Origin of the sequence: Campylobacter lari, assembly GCF_004357905.1 — a bacterium.
Classification (GTDB): Bacteria; Campylobacterota; Campylobacteria; order Campylobacterales; family Campylobacteraceae; genus Campylobacter_D; species Campylobacter_D lari_D.
Map to the genome: position 1 here is coordinate 187,739 of NZ_SMTT01000002.1, position 26,412 is coordinate 214,150.

Here is a 26,412-nt window from a genome sequence, read left to right on the forward strand (position 1 = left end):
CTCTTTTTAAGGATTTTGATGAGACTAGGCGTTTTTGATAGCGGTGTAGGTGGGCTTAGTGTTTTAAAATCTTTACTTCAAGCAAAACTTTTTAAAGAATATATTTACTATGGAGATACCGCAAGGGTACCTTATGGGGTTAAAGATAAAAAAACTATCATTAAATTTTCCCTAGAAGCTTTAGAGTTTTTCAAAGAAAAAAAAGTCGATATGCTTATTATTGCGTGTAATACAGTTAGCGCGCATGCTTTAGAAATTCTAAAAGCAAATGCACCATTTCCGGTTCTTGGAGTTATAGAAGCAGGGGTTTTAGCGGTTAAAAACTCTTTAGAAGATAAAAACTCTAATATATTAGTTATTGCAACACAAGCTACCGTGGATTCTCACGCTTATAAGCAAGCTTTAATCAAAGAAGGTTTTTTAAAAGTGGAAGAAAAAGCAACTGGGCTTTTTGTACCTATGGTTGAAGAAGGGATTTTTCAAGGAGATTTTTTAAAAGCTGCTTTTGAGTATTATTTTAATAAGCTTAAATTTCATCCTAATGCTCTAATCTTAGCATGCACGCATTTTCCTTTAATTGCCCATTCTTTGGAAGAGTATTTTGGCAAAAATACAAAACTTATTCATTCAGGCGAGGCTATAGCTTTGCAATTGCAACAAGAATTTAACTTAACATCAATCCAAGAAGAAGCCAACATTCAATTTTATGCTTCAAGCGATGTGGAAAAACTAAAAAAAATTGCAAATTTATGGCTTTAATTAATGAATATTTACTAAAGTATTTTTTATATTAATAATTTATTTTTATTTAAACATAGTTGCATTATAATTTTTATCATTTCTAATGAAAGGACTAACATGAAAAAAATGTTAATGTGCGCAGCTATGGCACTAAGTTTAGGAGCAGGAATTTTGGAAGCAAAACCAAAAGTTGCAATTTTAGCTACAGGTGGAACTATTGCAGGCTCGATTGATAGTTCGGTAGCTACAACAGGTTATACAGCGGGTGTTTTAGGGGTTGATGCTTTGATTAAAGCAGTGCCTCAAATTCAAGATTTAGCAGTAATTAGCGGGGATCAAATTGCAAATATTGATAGTAAAGATATGACAAATGAAATTTGGCTAAAACTTGCTAAAGAAGTCAATAGGCTTTTAAAATCTGATGTAGATGGAGTTGTGATTACTCATGGTACTGATACCATGGAAGAAACTGCATATTTCCTAAATTTAACCGTAAAAAGCGATAAACCTGTTGTTTTAGTTGGTGCAATGCGCCCATCAACTGCAATTAGTGCAGATGGTCCTAAAAATCTTTACAATGCTGTAGCGTTAGCAGCAGATCCACAAGCAAAAAATAAAGGTGTAATGGTGGCTATGAATGATAGAATTCAAAGCGCTAGAGGCGTTATGAAAACTCATAGTTTAAATGTAAATGCATTTAGTTCACCGGATATGGGTGATATGGGTTATATAGTAGATGGAAAAGCATTCTTCTACAATACTAATACAAAATTACACACTAAAAAATCTCCATTTGATGTTAGCAAGCTAAAAGAATTACCAAAAGTAGATATTCTTTATAGTTATGCAAATGATGGTAGCGGTGTTGCAGCGAAAGCTTTGTTTGAAAATGGAACTAAAGGTATAGTTGTAGCTGGAACAGGTGCTGGCAGTATTCATGATTATCAAAAAGATGTATTAAAAGAATTGCTTAAAAAAGGTCTTAATGTAGCGGTAAGCTCACGCGTAGTAGCTGGTAGAGTTGCAGTAAGTGATGCTGATGCAAAACTTGGTTTTATTGATACAGGTGATATGAGTCCTCAAAAAGCTAGAGTATTGTTAATGCTTGCTTTAACTAAAACAAGTGATCCTAAGAAAATTCAAGAATATTTCTTAAAATACTAAAATCTTTTAGCACCCAAATGCTACAATAACATTTGGGTGAGTTTTTCAATCAAAATCTTACTTAAATTAATCACAAGGATATTAAATGAGACAATATGAAAGCTATAAATGCCAAAAATGCGGCAATGAAGTAGAAGTGCAAAATGTAGGTGGTGGAAAGCTTAGTTGCTGTGGTCAAGAAATGGAGTGCATTACTAAAGATTTAACAGCCATAAATTTGATGAAAGCTTTCGCAGGTGAATCTATGGCAAGAAACAAATATGATTTATTTGCAGATATTGCTCAAGAAGAAGGTTGGCATGCTATTGCAAAGCATTTTAGAGAAGCTGCAGAAAATGAAAAATGGCATGCAAGAGCTGAATTTAAAGCATATCATGAATTAGTAGATGGTAAAGCTTTAGAAGAAACTGCTAAAAATTTAATCTGTGCAGCAGAGGGTGAAAATTACGAGCATACTACTATGTATCCAAATTTTGCAAAAATCGCAGAAGATGAGGGCAAAAGAAATATAGCAAGATTATTTACAGCTATAGGCAAAGTAGAAATTGAGCATGAAAGAGAATATCTAGCGCTTAAAAAAATGCTTGAAGAAGAAGATTTCTTTAATTCAGAAGTAGAAGAATTGTGGGTTTGTGAAGTTTGTGGGCATATACATCGTGGTAAAAAAGCACCAAATGCCTGTCCTTTATGTAAAGCTCCAAAAGAATACTTCAAACGCGAATTTTTAGGATGATTTTAAAAACCTTGATAAAAATGATAAAATATTTTATTTTTATCAAGGTTTAATATGCAAATTTTAACTCATCCTTTTGAACCTTTCTTTGATGAACACTCAAAAGTTTTAATACTAGGTTCTTTTCCATCTATTAAATCAAGAGAAGAAAATTTTTATTATCAACATAGTAAAAATCGTTTTTGGCGCATTTTTGAAATATTATTTGAGTGTGAGTTAAAAACAGTACAAGATCAAAAAGCTTTTTTAAAAGCAAATCATATAGCACTTTGGGATGTTATAGCAAGTTGTAAGATAAAAAATTCAGATGATAAAACCATTTCTTATGCTAAAGCAAATGATATAAATATTATTTTAGATAAGGCAAATATAGAAAAAATTTGTGTTTTAGGTAAAGTTGCAAGTAAATATTTTGCTAAATTTTATCCTGAGCAAGAATTTTTTGAACTTCCTTCAAGTTCTCCTGCTAATATGAATTATTCTTTAGAAAATTTAGTAGAAAAATATAGCATTATAAAGGAAAAATAATGGCTTTAGTTGGAGTAGATGAGGCTGGACGCGGGGCTTTGGCTGGAGATATGCACATAGGAGCTTGCAAGCTTTTAAAAAATATTGATGGTTTAGCTGATTCTAAAAAATTAAGTGCAAAAAAAAGAGAAGAACTATATGAACAAATTCTTTCTAGCTCAAATTTTTTAATCCTTGCTTTTTCGCCTTTGCAGATTGATACTTTAGGGCTTAGTCAGTGTTTGCAACTAGCTTTAAAAATCATAAAAAGGCATTTTAACCAAGATGAGATTTTATATGATGGAAATTTAAATTATGGAGTTTTAGGCATAAAAACCATGATTAAAGCTGATATGAAAGTACAAGAAGTTTCAGCAGCTAGTATATTAGCCAAGGTAAGTCGTGATCAAAAAATGTGTTATTTTTCTAAATTATATAATCATTATGATTTTGATAAACACAAAGGTTATGGTACAAAAGCTCATATAGAAAAGATTAAAGTATTTGGTTATTCACCTTTGCATCGCAAAAGTTTTATGTTAAAGTGTTTTGAGAAAAGCTTATTTGATTAGATTGTGTTTTGTAGTTTTAATAGTGAAAAAATATAATTAAAAACTATTTTTTTAATAATAATCTATTAAAAATTATAATATTGGTCTAAAATACTCTATGTTTTAAGAAAAATTAATTTTTTTCTATTATAGTAATATAAAAAATATTTTAAGGGGTATTATGTCTTTACTTTTAAGTGAGCTAAAGATTGGAAATTTTTATGTAAAAAATCGCATCGTAATGCCTCCTATGGATATGTATGAAACACAAGTTTTAGATGGTAAGATTAATCAATTTCACTTGATACATTATGGAGCTAGAGCTTTGGGTGGTGTTGGGCTTATCATAGTTCAAGCTTGTGCGATTAATGAAAATGCAAAAATTGCTGATAATGATATAGGCCTTTGGGGAGATTTTCAAATTCTAGGACATAAGGAGCTTGTCGATCTTTGTCATCATTTTGGTGCTAAAGTTGCTATCCAACTAAATCATAGTGGTCGTAAAAATTCATGCAAACAAGCTATATCAAAAGCCCCAAGTAATATCGCTTTTAGTGAAAAATTTTCTAAACTTCATGTTTTAAGTAAAGATGAAATTTTACAAATAGAGCAAGAATTTATCCAAAGTGCTAAAAGAGCTAAAGAAGCAGGCTATGATGCGATAGAGCTTCATAGTGCTCATGGGTATTTGCTTAGTTCATTTTTATCTCCTTTATCAAATCAAAGAGATGATGAATATGGTGGTAGTTTTGAAAATAGAGCGCGTCTTTTGTGTGATATCATTAAGCGTATAAAAAAAGAAGTTGATATTACTTTATTTGTAAGAATTTCAGCTACAGAGTGGCAAGAGGGTGGTTGGAATTTGGAAGATAGTAAAAAACTTGCCTTGATTTTAGAAAATTTAGGCGTTGATATGTTAGATATTTCAGCAGGAGGAAATATCAACAAACCTTCTTTAGTGCCAAATATAGCACCACTTTACCAAGCTCCTTATGCTAAGGCTTTAAAAGAAGTTGTTAAAATTCCTATATCTTGCGTGGGTCTTATAAATAGTTCTAGCGAAGGTGAGGCTTTGCTTTTGGGTGAGGTGTGTGATTTAGTTTGTTATGGTAGAAAATTATTAAGAAGTCCAAATTTTGCAAATGAAGCTGCAGTTGCTTTAAATGAAAGGGAAAAAATCACGCCAAACTACTCAAGAGCATATTTGTAAAATAATACAAAAAGTTTTTAGGTAAAAGCTTTTTTTATTATTTTTTACAAGGAGAAAATGTGGATAATCTTAAGTGGAATTCTTTTGATACGCGTTGGATGCTTTCTCTTTTTGGGACTGCAGTTGGTGCGGGGATTTTATTTTTACCTATTAAAGCAGGTGTTGGTGGTTTTTGGCCAGTTGTTGTAATGGCTTTGATTATTTTTCCAATGGTGTATTTAAGCCATAGAGCCTTAAGTCGTTTTGTATGTCAAGCAAATGGTAATGATAAAGATATTACTCATGCGGCTGAAGAGTATTTTGGCAGAAAAGTAAGTATTTTTATTTCTGTGCTTTATTTCTTTGCAATTTTCCCAATTTGTTTAGCATATTGTGTAGGTATAACTAATACTTTTGAGAGTTTTATTTATAATCAATTCTTACCACTTTTAGATCCAAATGGTTCTTTCGCAAACGCAATTAGTGCTATGTATCAAACAAGTGTAAATGAGCAAGGAAAAACTATAGCTAATTTACTTCCTTTTTATAGAGCGCTTTTTGCTTTTGTTTTAGTAAGTATTTTTATGCTTATTATGCTTTTTAGTGAAGAATTAATTACCAAAGTATGTGAGTGGCTTGTATATCCTTTATGTGCTATTTTATTTTTATTTTCTTTATATCTTATCCCGCAATGGTCGTTTGAAAGTTTTAGTGCTATTCCTGGAACAAAAGAATTTATTACTATAGTATGGCTAACTTTACCGGTTTTAGTGTTTTCATTTAATCACTCACCAGCGATTTCTACTTTTTCTTTAAGTGTAAAAAGACAATATCCTGAAAATTCAGTACAAAAAGCAAATCAAGTGTTATTTAGAACTTCTGTAATGTTACTTGCTTTTGTAATGTTTTTTGTGGTATCTTGTGTGCTTTCTTTAACTCCTGCAGAACTTGCTGAAGCTAGAGCACAAAACATACCTGTACTTTCTTATTTTGCTAATAAACTTGATAATCCATTTATTTCTTATGGTGGTCCACTAATCGCATTTTTAGCAATTTCTAGTTCATTCTTTGGGCATTATTTTGGTGCTAGGGAAGGTGCTTATGGTATAGTTAGAAAATGTTGTAAATTAGCAGGTAATGATAATCCGGATTTGAAAAAAATCGCAGTTTATTCAACTTTGGTAATGTATATTGTTATGTTAATTACTGCTTATGTAAATCCAAGTATTTTAGGTTTTATTGAAAGCTTAGGTGGTCCAATCATTGCCGCAATCTTATTTTTAATGCCTATGATTGCAATTTACACTGTATCTAAAATGAAAAAATTCCAAAACAAAGCTTTAGATGCATTTGTGTTTATCACAGGTATTTTGACAATCATCACTGTAATTTATACTTTTTAAGGTGCTGATGAATGAGTAGTAATTTAAGTATATTTAAAGTTGGTGTCGGTCCTTCATCTTCTCATACTTTAGGACCAATGCTAGCAGGGAATATGTTTTGTGAAAAAATCAAAGATAAAATCACACAAATTACAAAAATTCAAATCAAACTTTATGGCTCTTTATCGCTTACTGGTAAAGGCCATTTAAGTGATAAAGCTATTATATGGGGGTTGAGTGGCTTAAGAGCAAAAGAATTAAATATTGCTTTGCAAGATCGTGTGTTTAATAAAATTTTGCAAGATAAAATTTTGGTTTTAGATGCTCAAAAAGAATTAAATTTTGATTATGATAAAGATTTGATTTTTGAAAAAGACTTTTTACCTTTGCATGAAAATGGATTGAAAATAAGTGCTTATAATGAAAATGGAGAAATCATTGCTGAAGAAATTTATTATTCGGTAGGCGGTGGTTTTGTTATGAGTGAAGCTGAACTTCAAAAACACAAAGATGGAGCTTGTGAGCAAAAACATACTAAATTAGAACTTGATATTAATAATGCAAGCGATGCTTTAAGAATTTGCGAAGAAAATTCATGGGATCTAGCAAAACTCTCTTATGAATATGAGCTTCAATTTCACACTAAAGAAGAAATTAGAGCTTATTGTTTAGAAATTTGGGAAGTAATGCAAGAAGTTTATTATAATGGTATTCATCCAAGCTCAGATTTTCTTCCAGGGAATTTACATTTAAAACGCCGCGCCAAAGGACTTAATGAGCGTTTGGCTATGACAAGTGATCCTTTAGGAATTATTGATTTTATTTCTTTATATGCTATTGCTATTGCAGAGGAAAATGCAAGTGGAGCTAGAGTGGTAACTGCACCAACTAATGGTGCATGTGCTGTTGTGCCTGCTGTAATGCTTTATCTTAAAAATCATACTATTGGTTTTAACGATGAAAAAGCCATTAATTTTTTACTTACTGCTATGTTAATAGGCTCTTTTTATAAGAAAAATGCAAGTATAAGTGGTGCTGAAGCTGGCTGTCAAGCTGAAATTGGTAGTGCAAGTTCTATGGCAGCAGGAGCTATGGCTACTGTAATGGGTTTTGATGCAAAGATAGCTTGTAATGCTGCTGAAATTGCAATGGAGCATCATTTAGGTTTAACTTGTGATCCAGTAAGTGGTTTAGTGCAAATTCCTTGTATAGAAAGAAATGCCTTTGGAGCGATTAAAGCAATTTCAGCTGCTAGAATGGCAATGAGTAGAAAATCAACTCCAAAAGTAAGTCTTGATGAGGTTATAAAAACTATGTATGAAACCGGCAAAGACATGAACTCAAAATACAAAGAAACTTCTTTAGGTGGCCTAGCTACTAATCTTACAAGTGTATGTTAAAACCTTAAGTTTTAAAACTTAAGGTTTTTCCTTAAAGCTTTTAAAAGCGCATAAATGCTAAATTTTTAAAAATTTTAAGGAAAATATAAATGATAGAAATCAAAAAACCAGCAGAAATAGAAAAACTACGCAAGGCAAATGAACTTGTAGCTAGAACGCTTGACTATCTAGAGGGCATTATAGTTCCGGGTATGAGTTTAAAAGAAATTGACATTAAAGCAGAAGAATTTATACTTGATCATGGTGCAAAACCATCTTTTAAAGGCTTATATGGTTTTCCAGGCAGTATTTGTATCTCGCTTAATCAAGCTTGCATTCATGGTGTAGGGGATGAGCGTATTTTAAAAGAAGGCGATATTTTAGGGCTTGATGTGGGTACTTGTATAGATGGATATTATGGAGATGCAGCAAGGACTATACCTATAGGTCAAATTTCAGCTACTGATGAGGCTTTGATTGCTTGTGCTAAAGATGCTTTGTATTATGCTATAGATATTATCAAAGAAGGTATGCGTTTTAAAGAGCTTTCATATGAGCTTGGCGAGTTTATCACTAAAAGAGGATTTGTACCTTTGAAAGGTTATTGTGGTCATGGTATAGGTAAAAAGCCACACGGTGAGCCTGAAATTCCAAATTATTTAGAACCGGGTGCTAGTGCAAAAAGTGGACCTAAAATCAAAAATGGCATGGTATTTTGCATAGAGCCTATGGTATGTCAAAAAGATGGCACACCGGTACATTTAAAAGGTAATTGGGAAGCAGGAAGCAAAGATGGATTAAATGCTGCTCATTATGAGCATTGTGTTGCAATTATAAATGGCAAAGCAGATATTTTATCTAAGTAAGAAAGTTTAAACTTTCTTACTCAAATGTTTTTAGTTTTTCTGAAAGTTTAGAGGCATTTTCTAAAACATCTTGTGAAATTTGTGTTAGCTCGAGTGAATAGTTTTTAACACAATTTGCAAGTTCAGTCACTTTTTCTACATTTTGTTCTAACTCATTCATTTTAGCTTTTGACTCATCGCTTTTTTCTTCCATAATTTTAGTAGAATGGATACTTGTTTTTAATTTTTCTATAGAAGCACCGACTTCACCTTGTAAGATATTAGCTTTGTTAGAAGTATCACTCATGGATTGATGAATTCCATCCATCAAGCTTTTGTTGTCATTAATTTGTTGTACTATAGTTCTTACAGTAGTTTCTATAGCGACTAAAGATTTTGTAGTTTTATCAGCTAAGTTTCTAACTTCATCAGCAACAACAGCAAAGCCTCTACCATGTTCTCCTGCGCGAGCTGCTTCAATAGCTGCATTTAAAGCTAGCAAGTTAGTTTGATCGGCTATATCTTTAATGGCTGCTGTAACTTCTACAATACTATCAGCACTTTGTACCAGTATATCCATAGCACTTAAAACACTTTGTTCTTTTTCTCCACTTAGTAATATAAGCTCTACTAGCTCTTTAAGCGTTTTTTCAACTTCTCCCATAACTTCTTGCATATCATGCATATCTTTTATAGTATTTTTAGCTAGATTTTGAGTTAAGTCTATATGACTTTCTAAAACAGAACTTATTTCATGGACATTAGAAATTTGCTCATGTTGTAAAAGTGAACTTTGCTGTAAAATTTCAGCATTTTGGGAAAGTTTTTGTGAGCTTTTGTGACTTGAATTTGCAGTTTGTATGGCTTCTAAAACTGAATTTTGCACTATCTGTATGAAAGAATTAATATAGCGAGCACTTGTAGCTAATTCGCTTTTTTTATCAATGTCTAATCTTGCACTTAAATTCGCATGTTCTCCTGCTAGATTTGCACTTAGTTTTTCAAGTAAAGATATAGGTATGATTACTTTTTTTAATGTTAAAAGTATGAAAAAAATCAATACAACTAAGGTAAATAGGAAAATTCCTATAGCTGTATAAAGATTATATTTATTTTGTAGATTGATATTTTTAGCAATTAAATTTTGGTGTGCTAAAATTTGTTTTTGCAGTTCTTGATCAAGAAAACTTTGAGAATTATCTTTTAATATTTTAATTTGACTTAATATCATCTTACAATGTGTATTAAAAAGCTCAAATAACTCTTGTGGTAATTGAGAATCTTTTGCGTTTAAATTTGTGACAAGATTTTGTAATCTATTTTGTGCTAAAGGTTCTAATATATCCATAGTTCCTATAATGCTTAAAATATTTCCTATATATTCTATTTGTTTAGCCTCTTGAGTAGTGAGTGCTAATTGATTTGTTTGTTTGATGATTTCTTGTTGAATTTCATAAAGATAAAGCTTTGAATTTATAGCAATAGAATTGGCTGATTTAAAATGTTGTAGTTGTGTATTTTTTTTCTGAAAAATTGCTTCTAGCTTTTTAGTATCTATTTCATTGGCTTTTAAAATAGCTAAAGTATTTTCAAAATCTCTTACTAGTTTGACGCTAATGTCATAGTTTTGTAGATTTAGTTTATTTTTAAAAATTTCATCTATTTTAGTATCTAGAATTTCTAATTTTTGAAAAGAATCCATAATAAGTGAATTTCTTTTGGTGGTATTGTAAGTATTAAAAATAAATAAAGTCAAAGTTAAAAGCAATACCAAAACCACTATGGATAAAGTGATGAATTGTTTTAAAAAAGAGAAAGTTTTTTTATTTGAGTGGATCATGGTATTCTCCTGTTAAAGAATTTAAAAATGCAACTATATCATCAACTACATCTTGCTCTAAAAATTTACCAAGCTGATAATACGCCATAAATTGTACGCAAGCATCAAGTGTTGGCATAGAACCATCATGAAAATAAGGAGCAGTTTTGGCTATGTTTCTAAGACTTGGCACTTTTACTACAAATTGATCGTGAGGATCTTGAGTGATCTCATAGCGTCCTTTCCAATTTGTTCCATTATCATAAGGAACAAATACTCCCATTTTTTGATACATATTTCCACCTATATTTTGTCCTTGATGGCATGCTATACAACCATTTGATAAAAAGGCATTATAGCCTCTTTTTGCTTGTTCGCTTATAGCGTTTTTATCTCCCTTTAAGTAGCGGTCAAATGGGGAATTTGGCGTAAGTAAGGTTTTTTGAAATTCAGCTAAAGCATCTGCTATATTATCAAAGGTAACTTCTCCGTAAAGTCTTTTAAATTCTTTTTCATAAATTGCGTTAGTTTTTACTATTTGCACCACTTCATCTGCATCTTTTAACCCCATTTCTTTAGGGTTTAACAAAGGATGTTTGGCTTGTTCTTGTAAATCTTTTGCATTGCCTCTCCAAAATTGTGCTAGGCTAAAAACGGCATTAAAATTTGTAGGAGTATGGAATGGCTCATCTATTATGCCATTAATACCTGTTGAAAAAGTTTTATTATCTACTCCAAAATTTGCAATATCATGACAACTATTGCAAGATACTTTTTTATCTTTTGATAAACTTGTATCCATATAGAGTTTTTTTCCTAAAATAGCTTTTTCTTTATTATAAGGAATGCTTTCTGGTATAGGTGTAATCATTTCAAATGCTAAAAGTGGCAACAAAGAAAGTATTAAAACAATAAAAATTTTCATAATCATTTTCCTTTAATTTTATAAATTTTTAATTAATAATTTTTTTTAATTATAACATTAAAATCTTAACCTCTTATAAGTAAATATGGTAGTTATCAGTGTTATCAGGGATAAAAACAAAATATAAATAAAAATTCCATACACGAAAGGATTTTCAGGTTTTATAGCCAAAGAATGTAATGCAAATACAAGTTGAGGAGTGAAACCACCCGCTATTGCATAAGCTATATTATAAGAAAAAGAAATTCCACTAAAACGAATACTTGGCTTAAAAATTTTACACATTAAAATAGGTGCTAAAGCATTAATACCACCAAAAAAACACGCTATAAAATAAAAATATATACTCAAATGCAAAATTTGAGCATAGAAAAAATAAAAATAAAAAAAGCACGATAAACTAAATCCTATGGTAAAAATTAAAGCGGTAGCTAAAAAACCAAATTTATCAACCCAAATTCCAGCAAGTAAAGTTCCACAAGATAAAATTACTATTGCAAACATTTGGATTAAAATCGCATCTGTTTTATCAAGAATCAAAACTTCTGATATAAAATTAGGCATAAGTAAAATAAGTATTATCACGCAAGCTGTGAGCATCCAAGTTAAAAGCATAGAAGCAATGATGTCTAAATAAATATTTTTTTCTTTAAAAAGTGTTTTTAAAGGAAATTTTTCTAAATCATTTTCTTGTCGCATTTTTTGAAAAACAGGTGTTTCTTCTAAAAATTTTCTAAGATATATAGAAATGATACCAAAAAATCCACCTATAGCAAATGGAATACGCCAAGCATATTCATAAATTGCTTCTTGATCAAAGTAATGATTAATCGCTAAGGCAACAATACAACCTAAAAGAATTCCAAAAGCCATAGAAGCATTAATAGCGCTAATATAAAAACTATCTCTTCCATCGGGTGCATGTTCTTTTACAAATACCCAAGCACCAGGGAGTTCTCCGCCTATAGCTATACCTTGAGCTATTCTAACAAGTAGTAAAAAAATAGGAGCAAAATATCCTATAGTTTCAAAAGTAGGTATAAAAGCTAGAGAGAAAGTTGGAAGCACCATGAGTAATATACTAAGCATAAACATCTTTTTGCGACCCATTTTATCTCCAAAATGTGCCATAATTATACCACCGATTGGTCTAGCTAAATATCCTGCCGCGAAAGCCCCATAAGTGTTTAAAAGTTTCCAAAAATCACTTAAATCACTAGGAAAAAAATTTCTTGAAATATAATTAGCAAAAAATACAAAAATAACAAAATCATAAAATTCTAAAGCTCCACCCAAAGAAGATAAGGAAAGAGTTTTAAAATCACCTCTTTTTAAAGTTTTTGACATCTATAAATACTTTCTTTTTGTAGTAATTTTGTAATTATAGTAAAAATATTATAGTTTGTAAAAAAATATTAAAAATTTAAAAAGAAAAATTGTGATAAAATAATAGCTTTGTATTTTATAGAAAGGAGAGAAATATTGGCAAAAGATGATATTATCGAAATTGATGGTAATGTAATCGAAGCTTTACCTAATGCGACTTTTAAAGTTGAATTAGATAATAAACATGTGATACTTTGTCATATTGCAGGTAAAATGCGTATGCATTATATTAGAATTATGCCTGGCGATAGAGTTAAAGTAGAGCTAACGCCTTATAGTCTTGATAAGGGTCGTATTACATTTAGATACAAATAAGTCTAAGTTGTTTAAAAGCAAAAGTAAAGTATAATTAGCACTTTTGCAGAAATTGCAATAAAACTGTATGAAGAAGTATTTTCAAAATCACCACTTATTTTGAAAATAGTTGGTTGCTCTAAAAACCTGGTGCAGTTGTAAAAAAGTGGAATTTACAATAACAGGAGTAAAGCATGAAAGTTAGACCATCTGTTAAAAAGATGTGTGACAAATGCAAAGTAGTTCGTCGTAAAGGCGTAGTTCGCATTATTTGCGAAAATCCAAAACACAAACAAAGACAAGGATAATTTATGGCTCGTATTGCAGGTGTAGATTTACCAAAGAAAAAAAGAATTGAATATGGTTTGACTTATATTTATGGTATAGGTTTGCATACTTCAAGAAAAATCTTAGATAAAACCGGAATTTCTTATGATAAAAGAGTTCATGAGTTAAGTGAGGACGAAGCAGCGGCTATCCGTAAAGAAATTCAAGAAAACTATATGGTTGAGGGTGATCTTAGAAAACAAGTTGCTATGGATATCAAAGCATTAATGGATCTAGGAAGCTTTAGAGGCTTAAGACATAGAAAAGGCTTACCGGTTCGTGGTCAAAAAACAAAAACAAATGCCAGAACTAGAAAAGGTAAGAGAAAAACCGTTGGTGCAAAATCATAAGGATAGAAAATGGCAAAAAGAAAAGTTGTTAAGAAAAAAATAGTTAAAAAAAATATAGCTAAAGGTATAGTTTATATCAGTGCAACATTTAATAATACTATGGTTACTGTAACTGATGAAATGGGAAATGCTATTGCATGGAGTAGTGCAGGTGGTTTAGGATTTAAAGGTTCTAAAAAATCAACTCCTTATGCGGCACAACAAGCAGTAGAAGATGCTTTAAATAAAGCAAAAGAACATGGTATTAAAGAAGTAGGCATTAAAGTACAAGGGCCAGGAAGTGGTCGTGAAACAGCAGTTAAAAGTGTAGGTGCTATGGAAGGTATCAAAGTAACTTTCTTAAAAGATATTACCCCATTAGCTCATAATGGTTGTAGACCACCAAAACGTCGTCGTGTCTAAGAATAAGATATAAGATTTAGGAGAATTATAATGGCAAGATATAGAGGACCAGTAGAAAAATTAGAAAGACGACTTGGCGTAAGCTTGGCAATGAAAGGCGAAAGAAGATTAGCAGGTAAAAGTGCTTTAGATAAACGCCCTTACGCACCAGGTCAGCATGGACAAAGAAAAGCTAAAATTAGTGAATATGGACTTCAATTAAGAGAAAAACAAAAAGCTAAATTTATGTATGGTGTTAGTGAAAAACAATTTAGAAGATTATTTAGTGAAGCTGCTAGAAAAGATGGCAATACCGGTGCGCTTTTAATCCAGCTTTTAGAACAAAGACTTGATAATGTTGTTTATAGAATGGGTTTTGCTACAACACGCCGTTTTGCTAGACAACTTGTAACTCATGGACACATTTTAGTAAATGGTAAAAGAGTAGATATTCCTAGTTATAGAGTAGAGGCAGGTCAAAAAGTTGAAGTGATTGAAAAAAGCAAAAACAATCCTCAAATTTCAAGAGCGATCGAACTTACTGCTCAAACTGGTATAGTTGCTTGGGTTGATGTAGAAAAAGAGAAAAGATTTGGAATTTTTACAAGAAAACCTGAAAGAGAAGAAGTTATCATTCCAGTTGAGGAAAGATATATCGTTGAGTTGTACTCTAAATAATAAAGGTTTTTGATATGAGACATATTACAACTTCTGCTTATACACCAACAGAGTTTAGTATTGAAAATATCAGTGATACAGTAGCAAAAGTAAGTGCATGGCCTTTTGAAATTGGTTATGCTATTACTTTGGCGCATCCTTTGCGTCGTTTGCTTTATTCAAGCACAGTAGGTTTTGCCCCAACAGGAGTTAAAATCAAAGGCGTAGCACATGAATTTGATAGTATGCGTGGTATGCTTGAAGATGTAGCATTGTTTATTATCAATCTAAAAAAATTAAGATTTAAACTAAAAACAGATTCTGAAAAAGAAATCGTAACTTTTAGTTTTAAAGGACCAAAAGAAATTTGCGGAAAAGACTTAGACAATGAAGTTGTTGAAGTTGTGAATGCAGATAGCTATCTTGCAACGATTAATGAAGATGCAGATTTAGAATTTACTTTAATCATTGAAAAAGGTATAGGTTATGTGCCTTCTGAAGAAATTCAAAATTTCTTAGATCCTGAATTTATAGCACTTGATGCGTTCTTTACTCCGGTAAAACATGCGGTTTATGATATAGAAAAAGTGCTTTTTGAAGATAATCCAGATTATGAAAAAGTTGTTTTTACAATCACAACTGATGGTCAAATTTCACCAAGTGACGCTTTTAAAAATGCTTTAGAAGCAATGTATAAACAATTATCAGTGTTTGATAAAATCACTAATGCACAAAGCGTTGTAAGAAGTCAAACACCAAATAATGAAGTAGAACATGTAAAATTACTTCAAAATATAACTGAGTTAAATTTAAGTGCAAGAAGTTTTAACTGTTTAGAAAAAGCAAATGTAGTTTATATTGGTGAACTTGCCTTAATGAGTGTTAGCGAACTTGCAGATTTAAAAAATCTTGGTAAAAAATCTTTAGATGAGATTAAAAGTGTAATGGAATCTATAGGTTTCCCTATAGGAAATTCAAAACTCAGTGATAGTGCAAAAGAAACGCTAAAGAAAAAAATTACAGAATTAAAAGCACAAAATGAAGGATAATCAATGAGACATAGACATGGATATAGAAAGTTAGGTCGCACTTCTACTCATCGTGCAGCCTTATTAAAAAACCTTACCATTGCTATTATTAAAGCAGGTAAAATAGAAACAACATTACCTAAAGCAAAAGAATTAAGAGGTTATGTTGAAAGATTGATCACTCGTGCAAGAAAAGGTGATTTCAATGCTCACAGAGCAGTTTTTGCTAGCTTACAAGATAAAGAAGCCACAAATAAACTTGTAACAGAAATTGCACCTAAATTCGCAGATAGAAATGGTGGTTATACAAGAATTATCAAAACAAGAATCCGCCGTGGCGATGCTGCAGAAATGGCTTTCATCGAATTCGTAGCTTAATTTTTAGCCTTTTTAAAGGCTAAAAACTTCTTATTTTTATTTATTTACTTACTATTTTTTGTATTTTTATCCATTTTTTGCTACTATTAATCTTTTTAACTACAAAAAAGGAAAAAAATGCAAGAAAATTCAAGATTACGCATAGCTATACAAAAATCAGGTCGTTTGAGTAAAGATTCTATTGCCTTGCTTGAGTCCATAGGCGTAAAACTTCGCATACATGATCAAAGTTTAATTGCTTTTTCTACAAATTTACCTATTGATTTACTTAGAGTAAGAGATGATGATATACCAGGGTTAATTTTTGATGGAGTAGTAGATCTTGGCATAGTTGGGGAAAATGTTTTAGAAGAAAATGAGTTAGAAAGAAAATCAAAAAACGAAAATGCAGATTTTATAATGCTTAAAAAGCTTGATTTTGGTGGGTGTCGCTTGTCTTTAGCATTACCAGAAAATAGTGAGTATAAAGGTATAGAAAGTTTTAAAAATTTACGCATAGCAACTTCTTATCCACAGCTTTTAAAGCGTTTTATGGAAGAAAATAACATCCCTTATAAAACTTGTATGCTAACAGGCTCAGTTGAAGTAGCACCAAGTGCAAATTTAGCTGATGGAATTTGTGATTTAGTTTCAAGTGGAGCTACTTTAAAAGCAAACGGACTTAAAGAAGTTATGGTGATTTATAAGTCAAAAGCTTGCATTATCCAAAGAAAAGAAAGTTTAGCTTCACACAAACAAGAATTAATCGATAAATTACTCATTAGAATTCATGGAGTTATGCAAGCAAGAGAGTCAAAATACATCATGTTGCATGCTCCTATTGAAAAGCTAGAAAAAATCACAGCCTTGTTACCAGGTGTTGAAAAACCTACGATTTTACCTTTAGAAAATGATAAAGCTAGAGTGGCACTACATATGGTAAGTCAAGAAAATTTATTTTGGGAAACTATGGAAGCTTTAAAAAAAGAAGGCGCAAGTGCGATTTTAGTTTTACCTATTGAAAAAATGCTCTCTTAAAGGATAAAAATGCAAATACTTGATTTTGAAAAACTAAACCAAAACGAACAAGAATTAGCACTCAAGCGTCCTGCTATGAGTGCTAATGCACAGGTTAAAACCATAGTAGAACAAATCATTGAAGATGTTAAAACAAATGGCGATGAAGCTTTAAAGCAAATGGCTGTAAAATTTGATAAAGTAGAGTTAAATTCCATCAAACTAAGCGATGAAGAGCTTAGTAATTTAGCAGAGCAAATTGATGATGAGTTAAAACAAGCTATCAAAATAGCTTATGAAAATATCTATAAATTCCACAAAGCTCAAGAAAGTCAAACCATAGAGGTTCAAACCTTTGAAGGGGTAACTTGCAAGGTGCTAACAAGAGCCATTGAAAAAGTAGGGCTTTATATACCAGGAGGTTTAGCGCCACTTTTTTCAACCGCACTTATGCTAGCTATCCCTGCTAAAATTGCAAAATGTAAATTCATAGCCTTAGCTTCCCCAGCGCCATTACATCCTGCCATTGCTTTTGTGGCAAAACTTTGTGAAGTTGATGCAGTGTATCAAATAGGTGGAGCAGGAGCTATAGCAGCGCTTGCTTATGGAACGCAAAGTGTGCAAAAAGTAGATAAAATTTTTGGTCCAGGAAATGCCTTTGTAACTGAAGCCAAAAAGCAAGTTAATAATCATGGAGTAGCTATTGATATGCAAGCAGGGCCTTCTGAAGTGTTAGTTTTAGCAGATGAGTTTGCTAATGCTAAATTTATAGCTTCAGATTTACTCTCGCAAGCTGAACATGGAGCAGATTCTCAAGCAATTTTAGTTTGCACAAGTGAAAAATTAGCCAAAGAAGTAGATAGTGAAGTTGCTTTACAGCTTGAAAAACTCTCGCGTAAAGAGATTGCTTCAAAATCTTTAGCACACTCTAAAATCATTCTTGCAAAAGATATAAAACATGCCATAAGTATTTCAAATGACTATGCACCCGAGCATTTGATCATTCATACACAAAATCCATCTAGCTTACTTGATGATATTATGCATGCAGGTTCAATATTTTTAGGTGAGTATTCTCCAGAATCTATGGGAGATTATGCAAGTGGGACAAATCATGTATTGCCAACTTATGGTTTTACCAAGTCTTATTCTTCACTAGGGCTTGCTGATTTTATGAAAAGAATGACTGTACAAGAACTTAGCAAAGAAGGCTTTAAAAAGCTTGGTCCTGTGGTGGAAATTTTAGCAGCAGCTGAAGGGCTTGATGGGCATAAAAATGCCGTGAGTTTAAGATTAGAAAGTCTAAAATGAGTGCAAAAATTTTATTTATCGATAGAGATGGTACACTCATTGATGAGCCAAAAGATGATTTTCAAATCGATTCTTTAGAAAAACTTGAGTTTGAAAAAGGTGCTATCAATGCGCTTTTAAAGTTAAAAAATTTTGGTTTTAAATTTGTTATGGTAAGTAATCAAGATGGTCTAGGCACAAATTCTTTTCCTAGGGAAAATTTTGACAAGGCTCATGAAAAAATGCTAAGTGTTTTTCAAAGTTGTGGCATAGAATTTGAAGATATTTTTATATGTCCGCATTTTGAGCATGAAAATTGCGCCTGCAGGAAGCCAAAAACTGCCATGCTTGAAAACTATATCAAAAATAAACTTTATGATAAAACCAAAAGTTTTGTTATAGGCGATAGAGACAGCGATATGCTTTTGGCGCAAAATCTTGGAATTCAAGGTTTAAAATATGACAAAAACGACTTTAATTGGGAGCAAATCGCTGATTTTATTTTGCAAAATTACCGCAGTGCCTGTATAGAGCGTAATACCAAAGAAACCCAAATTCAAGTTAAAATGGCTTTTAATGAAAAAGCAAAAGCTAATATAAAAACAAATATCGCATTTTTTGATCATATGTTAGAGCAAATTGCTACGCATGCAAATATATCTTTAGAGATAAAATGCAAAGGAGATTTAGAAGTTGATGAACATCATAGCGTAGAAGATGTCGCACTTGCTTTGGGCGAGGCTATTAAAAATGCACTAGATCAAAAAATAGGTATTGCAAGATATGGCTTTGTTTTACCTATGGATGAGTGCTTGGCAAGTTGCGCGATTGACTTTTGTAATAGACCGCATTTAGTTTATAAGGCTAAATTTAAAAAAGAAAAGCTTGGAGAATTAAGCACAGAAATGATAGAGCATTTTTTCTACTCACTAAGCTATGCTATGGGTGCGAGTTTGCATTTAAAAGTTAAAGGCAAAAACGATCATCACAAAGCCGAAGGACTTTTTAAAGCCTTTGCGAGAGCTTTAAAAATGGCTATAAAAATAGAAAATGAAAACCTAGCAAGCTCTAAAGGAGTGATATGAAAAATGAACTTAGTTTTGAAAAATTTATAAATAGTTTGCAAGCCACAAATAGACATTTAGATTTTTATGTAGATTGGGAAAAATGCTTAAGAAATAAAAATAAAATTAGCATCTATCTTAATCATTTAAATTTTCTACTAGGAAAAAGCGAAAATGAATTAAGGCAATCTATAGAAGAACTTTTTGAAGAATATCCAAAAGCTTTTAATGTTTTAAATGTATTAATTGCGGTTAGAGATAAAGATAAAAAGGACATTGTTATAAATCAATTTTCAAATTTTGTATCTTTGGAAGGGTATTTTAAAAATTCAGATAGTGTTTATAATTTTATTTGCGAAACAGGCTTGTTAGAAATTTTTTCTACTCATGAGATTAAAAATTTAAATGATTATGTATTCGGAATAGAAGTGGGGCTTGATACTAATGCGAGAAAAAATCGCAGTGGTAAAATAATGGAAATGCAATTAAAAGAAATTTTTACTCCACATTGTTTAAAATTTGAAGAGCAGGTAAATATTAAAAAATTTCCCGAACTTCATAAAGTTTTTGGTGAAGATATAAAAAAATTTGATTTTGCAATTTTTGCTTCTAAAAAAACTTATTTTATAGAATGTAATTTTTATGCAGGTGCGGGAAGCAAATTAAATGAAGTTGCTAGAGCTTATCAAGAACTAGCTCTTAAATTTGATCAGTTTTCTCAATATGAATTTATATGGATAACAGATGGTCAAGGTTGGTTAAAAGCTAAAAATAAACTTGAAGAAGCTTATAAAAAAGTAGAAATTTATAATCTTTCTAATATTAATGATTTTATCTTAAAGGTAAAAAATGTCTAAGTCTATTTTTACAAGCAAAGATAAACTCTTTCAGCTTTATCAAGATGATTGTAATAAATTATTACCTCAATTTGAAAATCAAATTGATCTAATTTTTGCAGATCCCCCTTATTTTTTATCTAATGATGGTTTGAGTATCCAAAGTGGTAAAATAGTAAGTGTAAATAAGGGGCAATGGGATAAAGGTGATGATATTGAAAAAATAGATGAGTTTAACTTAAAATGGCTTTCAAATGCAAAAATAGCACTTAAAGATACTGGAAGTATTTTAATAAGCGGAACTTATCATAATATTTTCTCTCTTGGCAGAATTTTACAAAAACTTGATTTTAAAATTTTAAATATTATTACTTGGCAAAAAACTAATCCACCGCCTAATTTTTCTTGTAGATATTTAACTCATTCTACAGAACAGATTATATGGGCTAGAAAAAGTCTTAAACATAAACATATATTTAATTATGAGTTGATGAAAAAATTAAATGATAATAAGCAAATGCGAGATGTGTGGCAATTTAGTGCTATAGCTCCGTGGGAAAAAAATAATGGCAAACATCCCACCCAAAAGCCACTATCCTTACTTGTTAGATTAATTTTAATGGCAAGTAATGAGAATTCGTTAATTTGCGATCCATTTAGTGGAAGTTCGACTACAGGGATTGCAGCTAATTTATTAAATAGAAAATTTATAGGTTTTGAAAAAGAAGATGAATTTATTAAAATTTCTGTAAATCGTAAAATAGAGTTAGAGAAAAATTTTCAAATGATTAAAAACAAGATTAACGATTTGAAAGTTTTAACAAAAGCAAATTTATTTCAAGAGAGAATGATATGAAACTAGCTATTATAGATACAGGTTGTGCGAATTTAGCTTCACTTGCTTTTGCACTCGAGCGTTTAGGACAAAAAAGTATTATCACGCATGATTTAAAAGAACTCTCACAAGCAGATAAGCTTTTACTTCCTGGGGTTGGCACAGCAGCTAAAGCAATGGCTAATCTACAAGCACTTAATTTAGAAAATTTTATCCAAACTACCACAAAACCACTTTTAGGCATTTGTCTTGGTATGCAAATTTTGGGTAAATTTTCAGAAGAATTACACCAAAAAACACTTGGTATTATGCCTTTTGAAACACAAAAATTCCAAGAAAAAGCAAATTTTACTTTCCCGCATATGGGGTGGAATCAAGTCTTTAGCTCTCATGAGCTTTTTAAAGATTTAGATGGAGCTTATTTTTATTTTGTGCATAGTTATTGTGTGGGGCTAAATGAATACACCATCGCAGAGTGTGAGTATTCTACCAAATTTAGTGCAAGTTTAAATAAAGACAATTTTTATGGTGTGCAGTTTCACCCTGAAAGAAGCGGCGAAGCGGGCGAAGTATTATTAAAAAATTTCATAAATATGTAGGTAAAAATGCAAACTCAAATCATTCCGGCATTAGACTTAATAGATGGCAAAGTAGTAAGGCTTTATAAAGGAGATTATGCTAAAAAGCAAGAATACAGCTTTGATCCTTTAGCTAAATTTCAAGAGTATGAGGCTCAAGGTGTTGTTTGGCTTCATTTGGTAGATTTAAGTGGTGCAAAAGATCCTAGTAAAAGACAACTAAAACTCATAGAAAACCTAGCTTCAAAAATTAGAGTAAATCTTCAAGTAGGTGGAGGAATTCGCACTAAAGATGAGGTTAAAGCTTTGTTTGATAGCGGTGTTAAACGCGTAGTTATAGGCTCTTTAGCGGTTAAAAATAAGCCCCTTGCACAAGAGCTTTTAAATGAATTTGGCGTAGAAAATATAGTCTTAGCACTTGATAGTATTTGCGTTAAAGATGAGTTTTTTGTGGCTGTTGATGCATGGAGTAAAACAAGCGATGAGAGTTTGTTTGGGCTTTTAAATTTTTATAAAGATGTAAAACATATCTTATGCACAGATATTTCTAAAGATGGCACGATGAGTGGAGCAAACATCACTTTATACAAAGCTTTGCATGAGAAATTCCCACATTTGCAAACCCAAGCAAGTGGAGGCGTGGCGAGCTTAGAAGATTTTAAAAAGCTAAATGGCATAGTAAGTGGTATCATCGTAGGCAAAGCCTTGCTTGATAAAGAATTTAGCATAAAGGAGGCTCAAGAATGCTTACAAAACGCATAATTGCATGTTTAGATGTAAAAGATGGTAGAGTAGTTAAAGGGGTGCAGTTTAAAAATCATGAAGATATGGGAGATGTTATAGAACTTGCTAAATTTTACTCACAAAATGGCATTGATGAGCTTGTGTTTTATGATATTACAGCTTCAGCCAAGAATGAGCGTATCAATAGAGCTTGGGTAAGCAAAGTAGCACAAAATATCTCTATACCATTTTGCGTTGCAGGAGGCATAAAAAGCGAAGATGACGCAAAAGAACTTTTAGCAAATGGTGCTGATAAAATTTCTATTAATTCCCCTGCTTTAAATGATCCTGATTTGATCTCACGCCTTGCAAAAAGCTTTGGAGTGCAATGCGTAGTCGTAGGCATAGATACTTTTAAAGATGAAAACAACGAGCTTTTAGTATATAAATATACTGGAGATGAGAGCAAATCTCATCATAGTGGTAAAAAAACACTAGAGTGGGTAAAGCAAGTATGCGAGCTAGGGGCTGGCGAAATCGTGCTAAATATGATGAATCAAGATGGCATGAGAAAGGGATATGATCTCGATCAACTTACCAAGGTTAGACAAATTTGTCCTGTGCCTTTAGTGGCAAGCGGTGGCGCAGGAACTAAAGAGCATTTTTTGGACGCTTTTAAACTTGGTGTTGATGGAGCTTTAGCAGCTTCAGTGTTTCATAAAAAACTTATAGATATTAAAGAATTAAAACTATTTTTAAAAGATCAAGGTATACAAATTCGTATTTAAAAGGAAAAACTATGGGTATAAATGAAGAAGAATTTATAAAAAGCATAAATTGGCAAAAGGTAAATAACCTTATCCCTGTGATAATCCAAGATTATCATTCTTGTGAAGTTTTAATGCAAGGTTTTATGAATGAACAAGCTCTAAGAGAGAGTTTTAAGCACCAAAAGGTTGTATTTTACTCACGCACTAAAGAGCGTTTGTGGATGAAAGGTGAGCAAAGTGGGAATTTCTTGCATATCATAGATATGGGACTTGATTGTGATAGAGATTGTATTTTAATCCTTGTAAAAGCTCAAGGCGCTACTTGTCATACAGGCGATACTTCTTGTTTTGAAACGCTTTCTAAAAAAGCTGATTTTGTATTTTTATCGCGTCTTGAAAGACTTATCAACTCACGCAAAAACACTTGTGCAAGCTCTTCTTACACGGCTGAACTTTTTTCAAAAGGCACTAAACGCATAGCACAAAAAGTAGGTGAAGAAGGCGTTGAAACCGCTTTGGCTGCTACTATTAAAGATAAAGATGAGTTGATAAATGAAGCTGCTGATTTACTTTATCATTTAGAAGTGTTATTAGCTGATGCGGATTTGAGTTTAAATGATGTGATTGCTAAATTAAAAGAAAGAAATAAAAGTTAAGCGTGATTTCTCACGCTTAATTAAGCAATATTTTTGAAAAGATTCACTAGCTATATCGAGTAATTTTAAAAAAACTTTACACATTAAAATCTAATTTTTGATTTATTTTCTACTTTTTAATTTCATTTTATTTGTATTTTTGGAACACTTATTGCTTTGTCTTGGCTAAGCAATAGTAGATTGTGAAGTAATCACAAAGCAATATTTTTTAAAGGATTTAATTATGATGAGATCTCTTTGGGCTGGGGTTTCAGGACTCCAAGCACACCAATACGCAATGGATGTAGAAGGTAATAACATAGCCAATGTTAATACATTTGGTTTTAAATATTCTCGTGCGGATTTCTCAACGCTTATGAGTCAAACTTCTAAGATAGCTACAGCTCCAGATGGCAACCTAGGTGGTAAAAACCCTATGCAAGTTGGACTTGGTGCAGGTGTAAATTCTACTACTAGAATTCACTCTCAAGGTAATATCCAAACTACAGACAAAAACACCGATATGGCTATCAATGGTGATGGATTTTTCATCGTTTCAAATGATGGTGGCACTACGCAGTTTTTTACCCGTGCAGGGGACTTTAAAACAGACGCAGTAGGAAATTTCGTAGATAATAACGGCTACACGGTTCAAGGTTGGAATTATAATCAAGAAACAGGGCAAATTGACTCTTCAACTTCAGTGCAAGACATAGTTATCCCACCTGGTATGAGTATGCCTGCTAGAGCAAGTACTTCAGTAAGCCTTACAGCAAATTTAGATAGTGGTAATACTTTAGGTATGAATGCTTCTGCTAAGCGTCCTATCTATGCTCTTGATTCTACTCATGGTAGAAGAGAAGATACAGGAACGGCTGTAGATGAAAATGACACAGGCCATACTGAGTTTTATACTACTTCAAAAAGTGGAGCCCAAGTAACCGAAAAAGGTGTGGATATGGGCGTAGTATTTAATGCTCAAGGTGAAGGCTTAAACCTAAGAGATGGTCAAGGCATATGGGTTAGTTATGCTGATGCTAAGTGGCAAAGTACAGCATTTACCAATCCAGACCTACCTACAACCCAGGCAGATATTCAGCAAAATACTAATTATACGTTTTGGGGTTATACTAAAGCTGATGGTACACAAACACCTGCTACTTTAGATATCACTATTAATGGAACTAGAATCCAAGCTACAGGTGTAGGTAGAGATACTTTTATCAATGCTATTAATGCTAAGACACCAGAAACAGGTGTAGTAGCTTCTATAGTAGATGGTAGATTAACATTTACAAATGATAATAGTACAGGAACTACATCAAAAACAAAAAATATCAATATAACAATTGGAGAAAATAACACTGCTGGTGAAAATGTGAATTCTGGTACAGATTTAGCCAATATAGCCGCTCCGAGACCTGGAAATAACATTCTTGGTGGACAAAATGGACCTATAAGTGTTGTGACGGCTCATGAGTATATTTATAGTGCAAGCAATGTAGATATAGGAGCTAACCCAGACCCTAATGATGATGCCACATGGCCTGATATGGTAGGAAGAAGAACTTTCCATACTACAGAAGATTTAAGAGAGCTTTTACAAAGAGATGCTAGATGGGCTGTAGACTATGATGGAAATGGGCAAAGAGAAGAAGGTGATGCTAATGCTGGTGTAAAAGTAGTAGTAGAAAGTGATGGTAGATTTAAAATCACAAATCCTGCTCAAGATGGTGCAAAAGATATGACTTTTAAAGTTACTGGTTATTCTAATGAGGCAAACAAAATCGCTACAAATGATAAATTCACAGCTATGTTTAGTGCCTTAGATGGAAATTTCAACGCAGGTAATAATGAAAAATATTCTCAAGACATGTACTTGTCAGCTCATACTGCTAGTATAGAAATCTTTGACTCATTAGGAACTAGACATGAGCTAACCGTGCAATTTACCAAACAAACTAAAACAGCAGATGGTGGGGCTGAGTGGTCTATTATCATCTCAGTGCCTGAACCTGCAGAGATTAATTTTAGTGGTGATGGAGCTCCGGGAAATATAGTAGTAGGAAATTTAAGATTTGGTAATGATGGCTCACTACAAAGCTATACACCAAATGTATTAAATTTTACCGGAAACAACGGCTCAAAACCTGATCAAGTAATCAAACTTGACTTTGGAACAACAGGTGGTTTTGATGGTTTAACAAGCTATGATAAAGACTCATCTACTACTAAACAAGAAACAGATGGTTACACAGGGGGTAATCTAAAGCCAGATGCATTAAGAACTGATGAGAATGGTTATATCTATGGAGAATTTACAAATGGTAAAACTCTAGCTCTAGCTAAGGTTGCTCTAGCTACTTTCCCAAATAATATGGGTCTTGAAGAAATGGGTAATAACCTTTATAAAGCGACAGCAAACTCAGGAACAGCTACCATAGGTCATGCAGGCGAAGGCGGTAGAGGGGGCTTAAAAGGTTCAGCCATAGAAATGTCGAATGTGGATTTAAGTCGTGCATTAACAGAGCTTATCGTAATCCAAAGGGGTTATCAAGCAAACTCAAAAACGATTACCACAAGTGATCAGCTTTTAAATACTTTGCTTCAATTAAAACAATAATCTTAACCCAAGGTTTTAAAAACCTT

Annotated in this window: 29 protein-coding genes and 1 pseudogene; 26 read left to right on the forward strand and 4 right to left on the reverse strand. The window is 32.1% G+C overall.

Features of this window, described 5'->3' with window-relative positions:
• The first annotated feature begins 18 nt into the window (after positions 1–18).
• The 9 genes from murI (at position 19) to map (ending at position 8,512) form a co-directional block, all read left to right on the forward strand.
• Positions 19–759: a glutamate racemase gene (gene murI, locus E2O22_RS02895; protein ID WP_133319136.1), complete on the forward strand. Its 741-nt coding sequence runs from the start codon at positions 19–21 to the stop codon at positions 757–759.
• 114 nt (positions 760–873) lie between these two features.
• Positions 874–1,905, forward strand: a complete 1,032-nt coding sequence (locus E2O22_RS02900) for a type II asparaginase (RefSeq protein WP_257928322.1) — start codon at positions 874–876, stop codon at positions 1,903–1,905.
• 85 nt (positions 1,906–1,990) lie between these two features.
• Positions 1,991–2,638 carry a ferritin family protein gene (locus E2O22_RS02905; protein ID WP_087700790.1) on the forward strand — a complete coding sequence of 216 codons (648 nt, stop codon included), beginning with the start codon at positions 1,991–1,993 and terminating at the stop codon, positions 2,636–2,638.
• A gap of 54 nt (positions 2,639–2,692) precedes the next feature.
• Entirely contained in the window at positions 2,693–3,166 is a 474-nt protein-coding gene (locus E2O22_RS02910) for a DNA-deoxyinosine glycosylase (RefSeq protein ID WP_133319137.1), read from the forward strand.
• Positions 3,166–3,717, forward strand: a complete 552-nt coding sequence (gene rnhB / locus E2O22_RS02915; RefSeq protein WP_133319138.1) for a ribonuclease HII — start codon at positions 3,166–3,168, stop codon at positions 3,715–3,717. The genes E2O22_RS02910 and rnhB overlap by 1 nt, the downstream gene beginning before the upstream one ends.
• A 160-nt stretch (positions 3,718–3,877) precedes the next feature.
• The gene (locus tag E2O22_RS02920) at positions 3,878–4,906 is read left to right on the forward strand and encodes an oxidoreductase (RefSeq protein ID WP_133319139.1); all 1,029 of its coding nucleotides are present in this window, start codon (positions 3,878–3,880) and stop codon (positions 4,904–4,906) included.
• 98 nt (positions 4,907–5,004) lie between these two features.
• A complete protein-coding gene (locus tag E2O22_RS02925; RefSeq protein ID WP_133319191.1) occupies positions 5,005–6,288 on the forward strand; it encodes an aromatic amino acid transport family protein in 1,284 nt (427 codons plus the stop codon).
• Positions 6,289–6,299: 11 nt separating this feature from the next.
• Positions 6,300–7,667 carry an L-serine ammonia-lyase gene (locus tag E2O22_RS02930; protein WP_133319140.1) on the forward strand — a complete coding sequence of 456 codons (1,368 nt, stop codon included), beginning with the start codon at positions 6,300–6,302 and terminating at the stop codon, positions 7,665–7,667.
• Between the two features lie 89 nt (positions 7,668–7,756).
• Positions 7,757–8,512, forward strand: coding sequence for a type I methionyl aminopeptidase (gene map, locus E2O22_RS02935; protein ID WP_133319141.1), 756 nt, complete (start codon positions 7,757–7,759; stop codon positions 8,510–8,512).
• Positions 8,513–8,528: 16 nt separating this feature from the next.
• Here map and E2O22_RS08205 read toward each other — a convergent pair whose 3' ends face one another.
• From E2O22_RS08205 to E2O22_RS02950, 4 genes and pseudogenes are all read right to left on the reverse strand, one after another.
• Complete coding sequence (locus E2O22_RS08205) at positions 8,529–9,176, reverse strand: methyl-accepting chemotaxis protein (RefSeq protein ID WP_393921357.1); 648 nt, start codon at positions 9,174–9,176, stop codon at positions 8,529–8,531.
• Between the two features lie 483 nt (positions 9,177–9,659).
• Positions 9,660–10,331, reverse strand: a pseudogene (locus E2O22_RS08210) (DAHL domain-containing protein); the annotation flags it as partial.
• Positions 10,315–11,238, reverse strand: coding sequence for a cytochrome-c peroxidase (locus E2O22_RS02945; protein WP_243705637.1), 924 nt, complete (start codon positions 11,236–11,238; stop codon positions 10,315–10,317). The pseudogene E2O22_RS08210 and the gene E2O22_RS02945, both read right to left, overlap by 17 nt.
• A 54-nt stretch (positions 11,239–11,292) precedes the next feature.
• A complete protein-coding gene (locus E2O22_RS02950) occupies positions 11,293–12,582 on the reverse strand; it encodes an MFS transporter (RefSeq protein WP_133319144.1) in 1,290 nt (429 codons plus the stop codon).
• A 135-nt stretch (positions 12,583–12,717) separates the two neighbouring features.
• Here E2O22_RS02950 and infA point away from each other — a divergent pair, with 135 nt between their 5' ends.
• The 17 genes from infA (at position 12,718) to flgE (ending at position 26,386) form a co-directional block, all read left to right on the forward strand.
• The gene (gene infA / locus E2O22_RS02955; RefSeq protein ID WP_012660842.1) at positions 12,718–12,936 is read left to right on the forward strand and encodes a translation initiation factor IF-1; all 219 of its coding nucleotides are present in this window, start codon (positions 12,718–12,720) and stop codon (positions 12,934–12,936) included.
• A gap of 173 nt (positions 12,937–13,109) precedes the next feature.
• On the forward strand, positions 13,110–13,223 hold the full coding sequence (gene rpmJ / locus E2O22_RS02960; RefSeq protein ID WP_002781429.1) for a 50S ribosomal protein L36: 114 nt from the start codon (positions 13,110–13,112) through the stop codon (positions 13,221–13,223).
• Positions 13,224–13,226: 3 nt separating this feature from the next.
• Positions 13,227–13,592, forward strand: coding sequence for a 30S ribosomal protein S13 (gene rpsM / locus E2O22_RS02965; RefSeq protein WP_012660843.1), 366 nt, complete (start codon positions 13,227–13,229; stop codon positions 13,590–13,592).
• A 9-nt stretch (positions 13,593–13,601) separates the two neighbouring features.
• Entirely contained in the window at positions 13,602–13,994 is a 393-nt protein-coding gene (gene rpsK, locus E2O22_RS02970; RefSeq protein WP_133319145.1) for a 30S ribosomal protein S11, read from the forward strand.
• Between the two features lie 30 nt (positions 13,995–14,024).
• Positions 14,025–14,651, forward strand: a complete 627-nt coding sequence (rpsD, locus tag E2O22_RS02975) for a 30S ribosomal protein S4 (protein ID WP_133319146.1) — start codon at positions 14,025–14,027, stop codon at positions 14,649–14,651.
• Between the two features lie 14 nt (positions 14,652–14,665).
• Positions 14,666–15,679, forward strand: a complete 1,014-nt coding sequence (locus E2O22_RS02980; protein ID WP_039627711.1) for a DNA-directed RNA polymerase subunit alpha — start codon at positions 14,666–14,668, stop codon at positions 15,677–15,679.
• 3 nt (positions 15,680–15,682) lie between these two features.
• On the forward strand, positions 15,683–16,036 hold the full coding sequence (gene rplQ / locus E2O22_RS02985; protein WP_012660847.1) for a 50S ribosomal protein L17: 354 nt from the start codon (positions 15,683–15,685) through the stop codon (positions 16,034–16,036).
• Positions 16,037–16,153: 117 nt separating this feature from the next.
• On the forward strand, positions 16,154–17,053 hold the full coding sequence (hisG, locus tag E2O22_RS02990; RefSeq protein ID WP_133319147.1) for an ATP phosphoribosyltransferase: 900 nt from the start codon (positions 16,154–16,156) through the stop codon (positions 17,051–17,053).
• Between the two features lie 9 nt (positions 17,054–17,062).
• Positions 17,063–18,343 (forward strand): histidinol dehydrogenase, encoded by a 1,281-nt coding sequence (gene hisD, locus E2O22_RS02995; RefSeq protein WP_133319148.1) that lies wholly within the window; start codon positions 17,063–17,065, stop codon positions 18,341–18,343.
• Positions 18,340–19,407 carry a bifunctional histidinol-phosphatase/imidazoleglycerol-phosphate dehydratase HisB gene (hisB, locus tag E2O22_RS03000; RefSeq protein WP_133319149.1) on the forward strand — a complete coding sequence of 356 codons (1,068 nt, stop codon included), beginning with the start codon at positions 18,340–18,342 and terminating at the stop codon, positions 19,405–19,407. Before hisD ends, hisB begins: the two co-directional genes overlap by 4 nt.
• Entirely contained in the window at positions 19,404–20,243 is an 840-nt protein-coding gene (locus E2O22_RS03005; protein ID WP_133319150.1) for a type II restriction endonuclease, read from the forward strand. Before hisB ends, E2O22_RS03005 begins: the two co-directional genes overlap by 4 nt.
• Positions 20,236–21,078 carry a DNA-methyltransferase gene (locus E2O22_RS03010; RefSeq protein WP_133319151.1) on the forward strand — a complete coding sequence of 281 codons (843 nt, stop codon included), beginning with the start codon at positions 20,236–20,238 and terminating at the stop codon, positions 21,076–21,078. The genes E2O22_RS03005 and E2O22_RS03010 overlap by 8 nt, the downstream gene beginning before the upstream one ends.
• On the forward strand, positions 21,075–21,656 hold the full coding sequence (gene hisH / locus E2O22_RS03015) for an imidazole glycerol phosphate synthase subunit HisH (protein WP_133319152.1): 582 nt from the start codon (positions 21,075–21,077) through the stop codon (positions 21,654–21,656). Before E2O22_RS03010 ends, hisH begins: the two co-directional genes overlap by 4 nt.
• Before the next feature lie 6 nt (positions 21,657–21,662).
• The gene (locus E2O22_RS03020; protein WP_133319153.1) at positions 21,663–22,397 is read left to right on the forward strand and encodes a 1-(5-phosphoribosyl)-5-[(5-phosphoribosylamino)methylideneamino] imidazole-4-carboxamide isomerase; all 735 of its coding nucleotides are present in this window, start codon (positions 21,663–21,665) and stop codon (positions 22,395–22,397) included.
• Complete coding sequence (gene hisF / locus E2O22_RS03025; RefSeq protein WP_133319154.1) at positions 22,379–23,146, forward strand: imidazole glycerol phosphate synthase subunit HisF; 768 nt, start codon at positions 22,379–22,381, stop codon at positions 23,144–23,146. The genes E2O22_RS03020 and hisF overlap by 19 nt, the downstream gene beginning before the upstream one ends.
• 11 nt (positions 23,147–23,157) lie before the next feature.
• Positions 23,158–23,784 carry a bifunctional phosphoribosyl-AMP cyclohydrolase/phosphoribosyl-ATP diphosphatase HisIE gene (gene hisIE / locus E2O22_RS03030; RefSeq protein WP_133319155.1) on the forward strand — a complete coding sequence of 209 codons (627 nt, stop codon included), beginning with the start codon at positions 23,158–23,160 and terminating at the stop codon, positions 23,782–23,784.
• 223 nt (positions 23,785–24,007) lie between these two features.
• The gene (gene flgE / locus E2O22_RS03035; protein ID WP_133319156.1) at positions 24,008–26,386 is read left to right on the forward strand and encodes a flagellar hook protein FlgE; all 2,379 of its coding nucleotides are present in this window, start codon (positions 24,008–24,010) and stop codon (positions 26,384–26,386) included.
• Positions 26,387–26,412 lie beyond the last annotated feature (26 nt).

Excerpts from the sequence above, each read along its gene's own strand:
- rpmJ (WP_002781429.1), top strand. The coding sequence starts at position 13,110 with ATGAAAGTTAGACCATCTGTTAAAAAGATGTGTGACAAATGCAAAGTA.
- murI (WP_133319136.1), top strand. The coding sequence starts at position 19 with ATGAGACTAGGCGTTTTTGATAGCGGTGTAGGTGGGCTTAGTGTTTTA.
- E2O22_RS02925 (WP_133319191.1), top strand. The coding sequence starts at position 5,005 with ATGCTTTCTCTTTTTGGGACTGCAGTTGGTGCGGGGATTTTATTTTTA.
- flgE (WP_133319156.1), top strand. The coding sequence starts at position 24,008 with ATGATGAGATCTCTTTGGGCTGGGGTTTCAGGACTCCAAGCACACCAA.
- E2O22_RS02910 (WP_133319137.1), top strand. The coding sequence starts at position 2,693 with ATGCAAATTTTAACTCATCCTTTTGAACCTTTCTTTGATGAACACTCA.
- hisF (WP_133319154.1), top strand. The coding sequence starts at position 22,379 with ATGCTTACAAAACGCATAATTGCATGTTTAGATGTAAAAGATGGTAGA.
- hisH (WP_133319152.1), top strand. The coding sequence starts at position 21,075 with ATGAAACTAGCTATTATAGATACAGGTTGTGCGAATTTAGCTTCACTT.
- E2O22_RS02980 (WP_039627711.1), top strand. The coding sequence starts at position 14,666 with ATGAGACATATTACAACTTCTGCTTATACACCAACAGAGTTTAGTATT.
- hisIE (WP_133319155.1), top strand. The coding sequence starts at position 23,158 with ATGGGTATAAATGAAGAAGAATTTATAAAAAGCATAAATTGGCAAAAG.
- map (WP_133319141.1), top strand. The coding sequence starts at position 7,757 with ATGATAGAAATCAAAAAACCAGCAGAAATAGAAAAACTACGCAAGGCA.
- E2O22_RS02930 (WP_133319140.1), top strand. The coding sequence starts at position 6,300 with ATGAGTAGTAATTTAAGTATATTTAAAGTTGGTGTCGGTCCTTCATCT.
- E2O22_RS02900 (WP_257928322.1), top strand. The coding sequence starts at position 874 with ATGTGCGCAGCTATGGCACTAAGTTTAGGAGCAGGAATTTTGGAAGCA.
- rpsM (WP_012660843.1), top strand. The coding sequence starts at position 13,227 with ATGGCTCGTATTGCAGGTGTAGATTTACCAAAGAAAAAAAGAATTGAA.
- E2O22_RS02905 (WP_087700790.1), top strand. The coding sequence starts at position 1,991 with ATGAGACAATATGAAAGCTATAAATGCCAAAAATGCGGCAATGAAGTA.
- rplQ (WP_012660847.1), top strand. The coding sequence starts at position 15,683 with ATGAGACATAGACATGGATATAGAAAGTTAGGTCGCACTTCTACTCAT.
- E2O22_RS08205 (WP_393921357.1), bottom strand. The coding sequence starts at position 9,176 with ATGCATGATATGCAAGAAGTTATGGGAGAAGTTGAAAAAACGCTTAAA.
- hisD (WP_133319148.1), top strand. The coding sequence starts at position 17,063 with ATGCAAATACTTGATTTTGAAAAACTAAACCAAAACGAACAAGAATTA.
- rpsD (WP_133319146.1), top strand. The coding sequence starts at position 14,025 with ATGGCAAGATATAGAGGACCAGTAGAAAAATTAGAAAGACGACTTGGC.
- rnhB (WP_133319138.1), top strand. The coding sequence starts at position 3,166 with ATGGCTTTAGTTGGAGTAGATGAGGCTGGACGCGGGGCTTTGGCTGGA.
- E2O22_RS03010 (WP_133319151.1), top strand. The coding sequence starts at position 20,236 with ATGTCTAAGTCTATTTTTACAAGCAAAGATAAACTCTTTCAGCTTTAT.
- hisG (WP_133319147.1), top strand. The coding sequence starts at position 16,154 with ATGCAAGAAAATTCAAGATTACGCATAGCTATACAAAAATCAGGTCGT.
- E2O22_RS02920 (WP_133319139.1), top strand. The coding sequence starts at position 3,878 with ATGTCTTTACTTTTAAGTGAGCTAAAGATTGGAAATTTTTATGTAAAA.
- E2O22_RS03020 (WP_133319153.1), top strand. The coding sequence starts at position 21,663 with ATGCAAACTCAAATCATTCCGGCATTAGACTTAATAGATGGCAAAGTA.
- rpsK (WP_133319145.1), top strand. The coding sequence starts at position 13,602 with ATGGCAAAAAGAAAAGTTGTTAAGAAAAAAATAGTTAAAAAAAATATA.
- E2O22_RS03005 (WP_133319150.1), top strand. The coding sequence starts at position 19,404 with ATGAAAAATGAACTTAGTTTTGAAAAATTTATAAATAGTTTGCAAGCC.
- hisB (WP_133319149.1), top strand. The coding sequence starts at position 18,340 with ATGAGTGCAAAAATTTTATTTATCGATAGAGATGGTACACTCATTGAT.
- E2O22_RS02950 (WP_133319144.1), bottom strand. The coding sequence starts at position 12,582 with ATGTCAAAAACTTTAAAAAGAGGTGATTTTAAAACTCTTTCCTTATCT.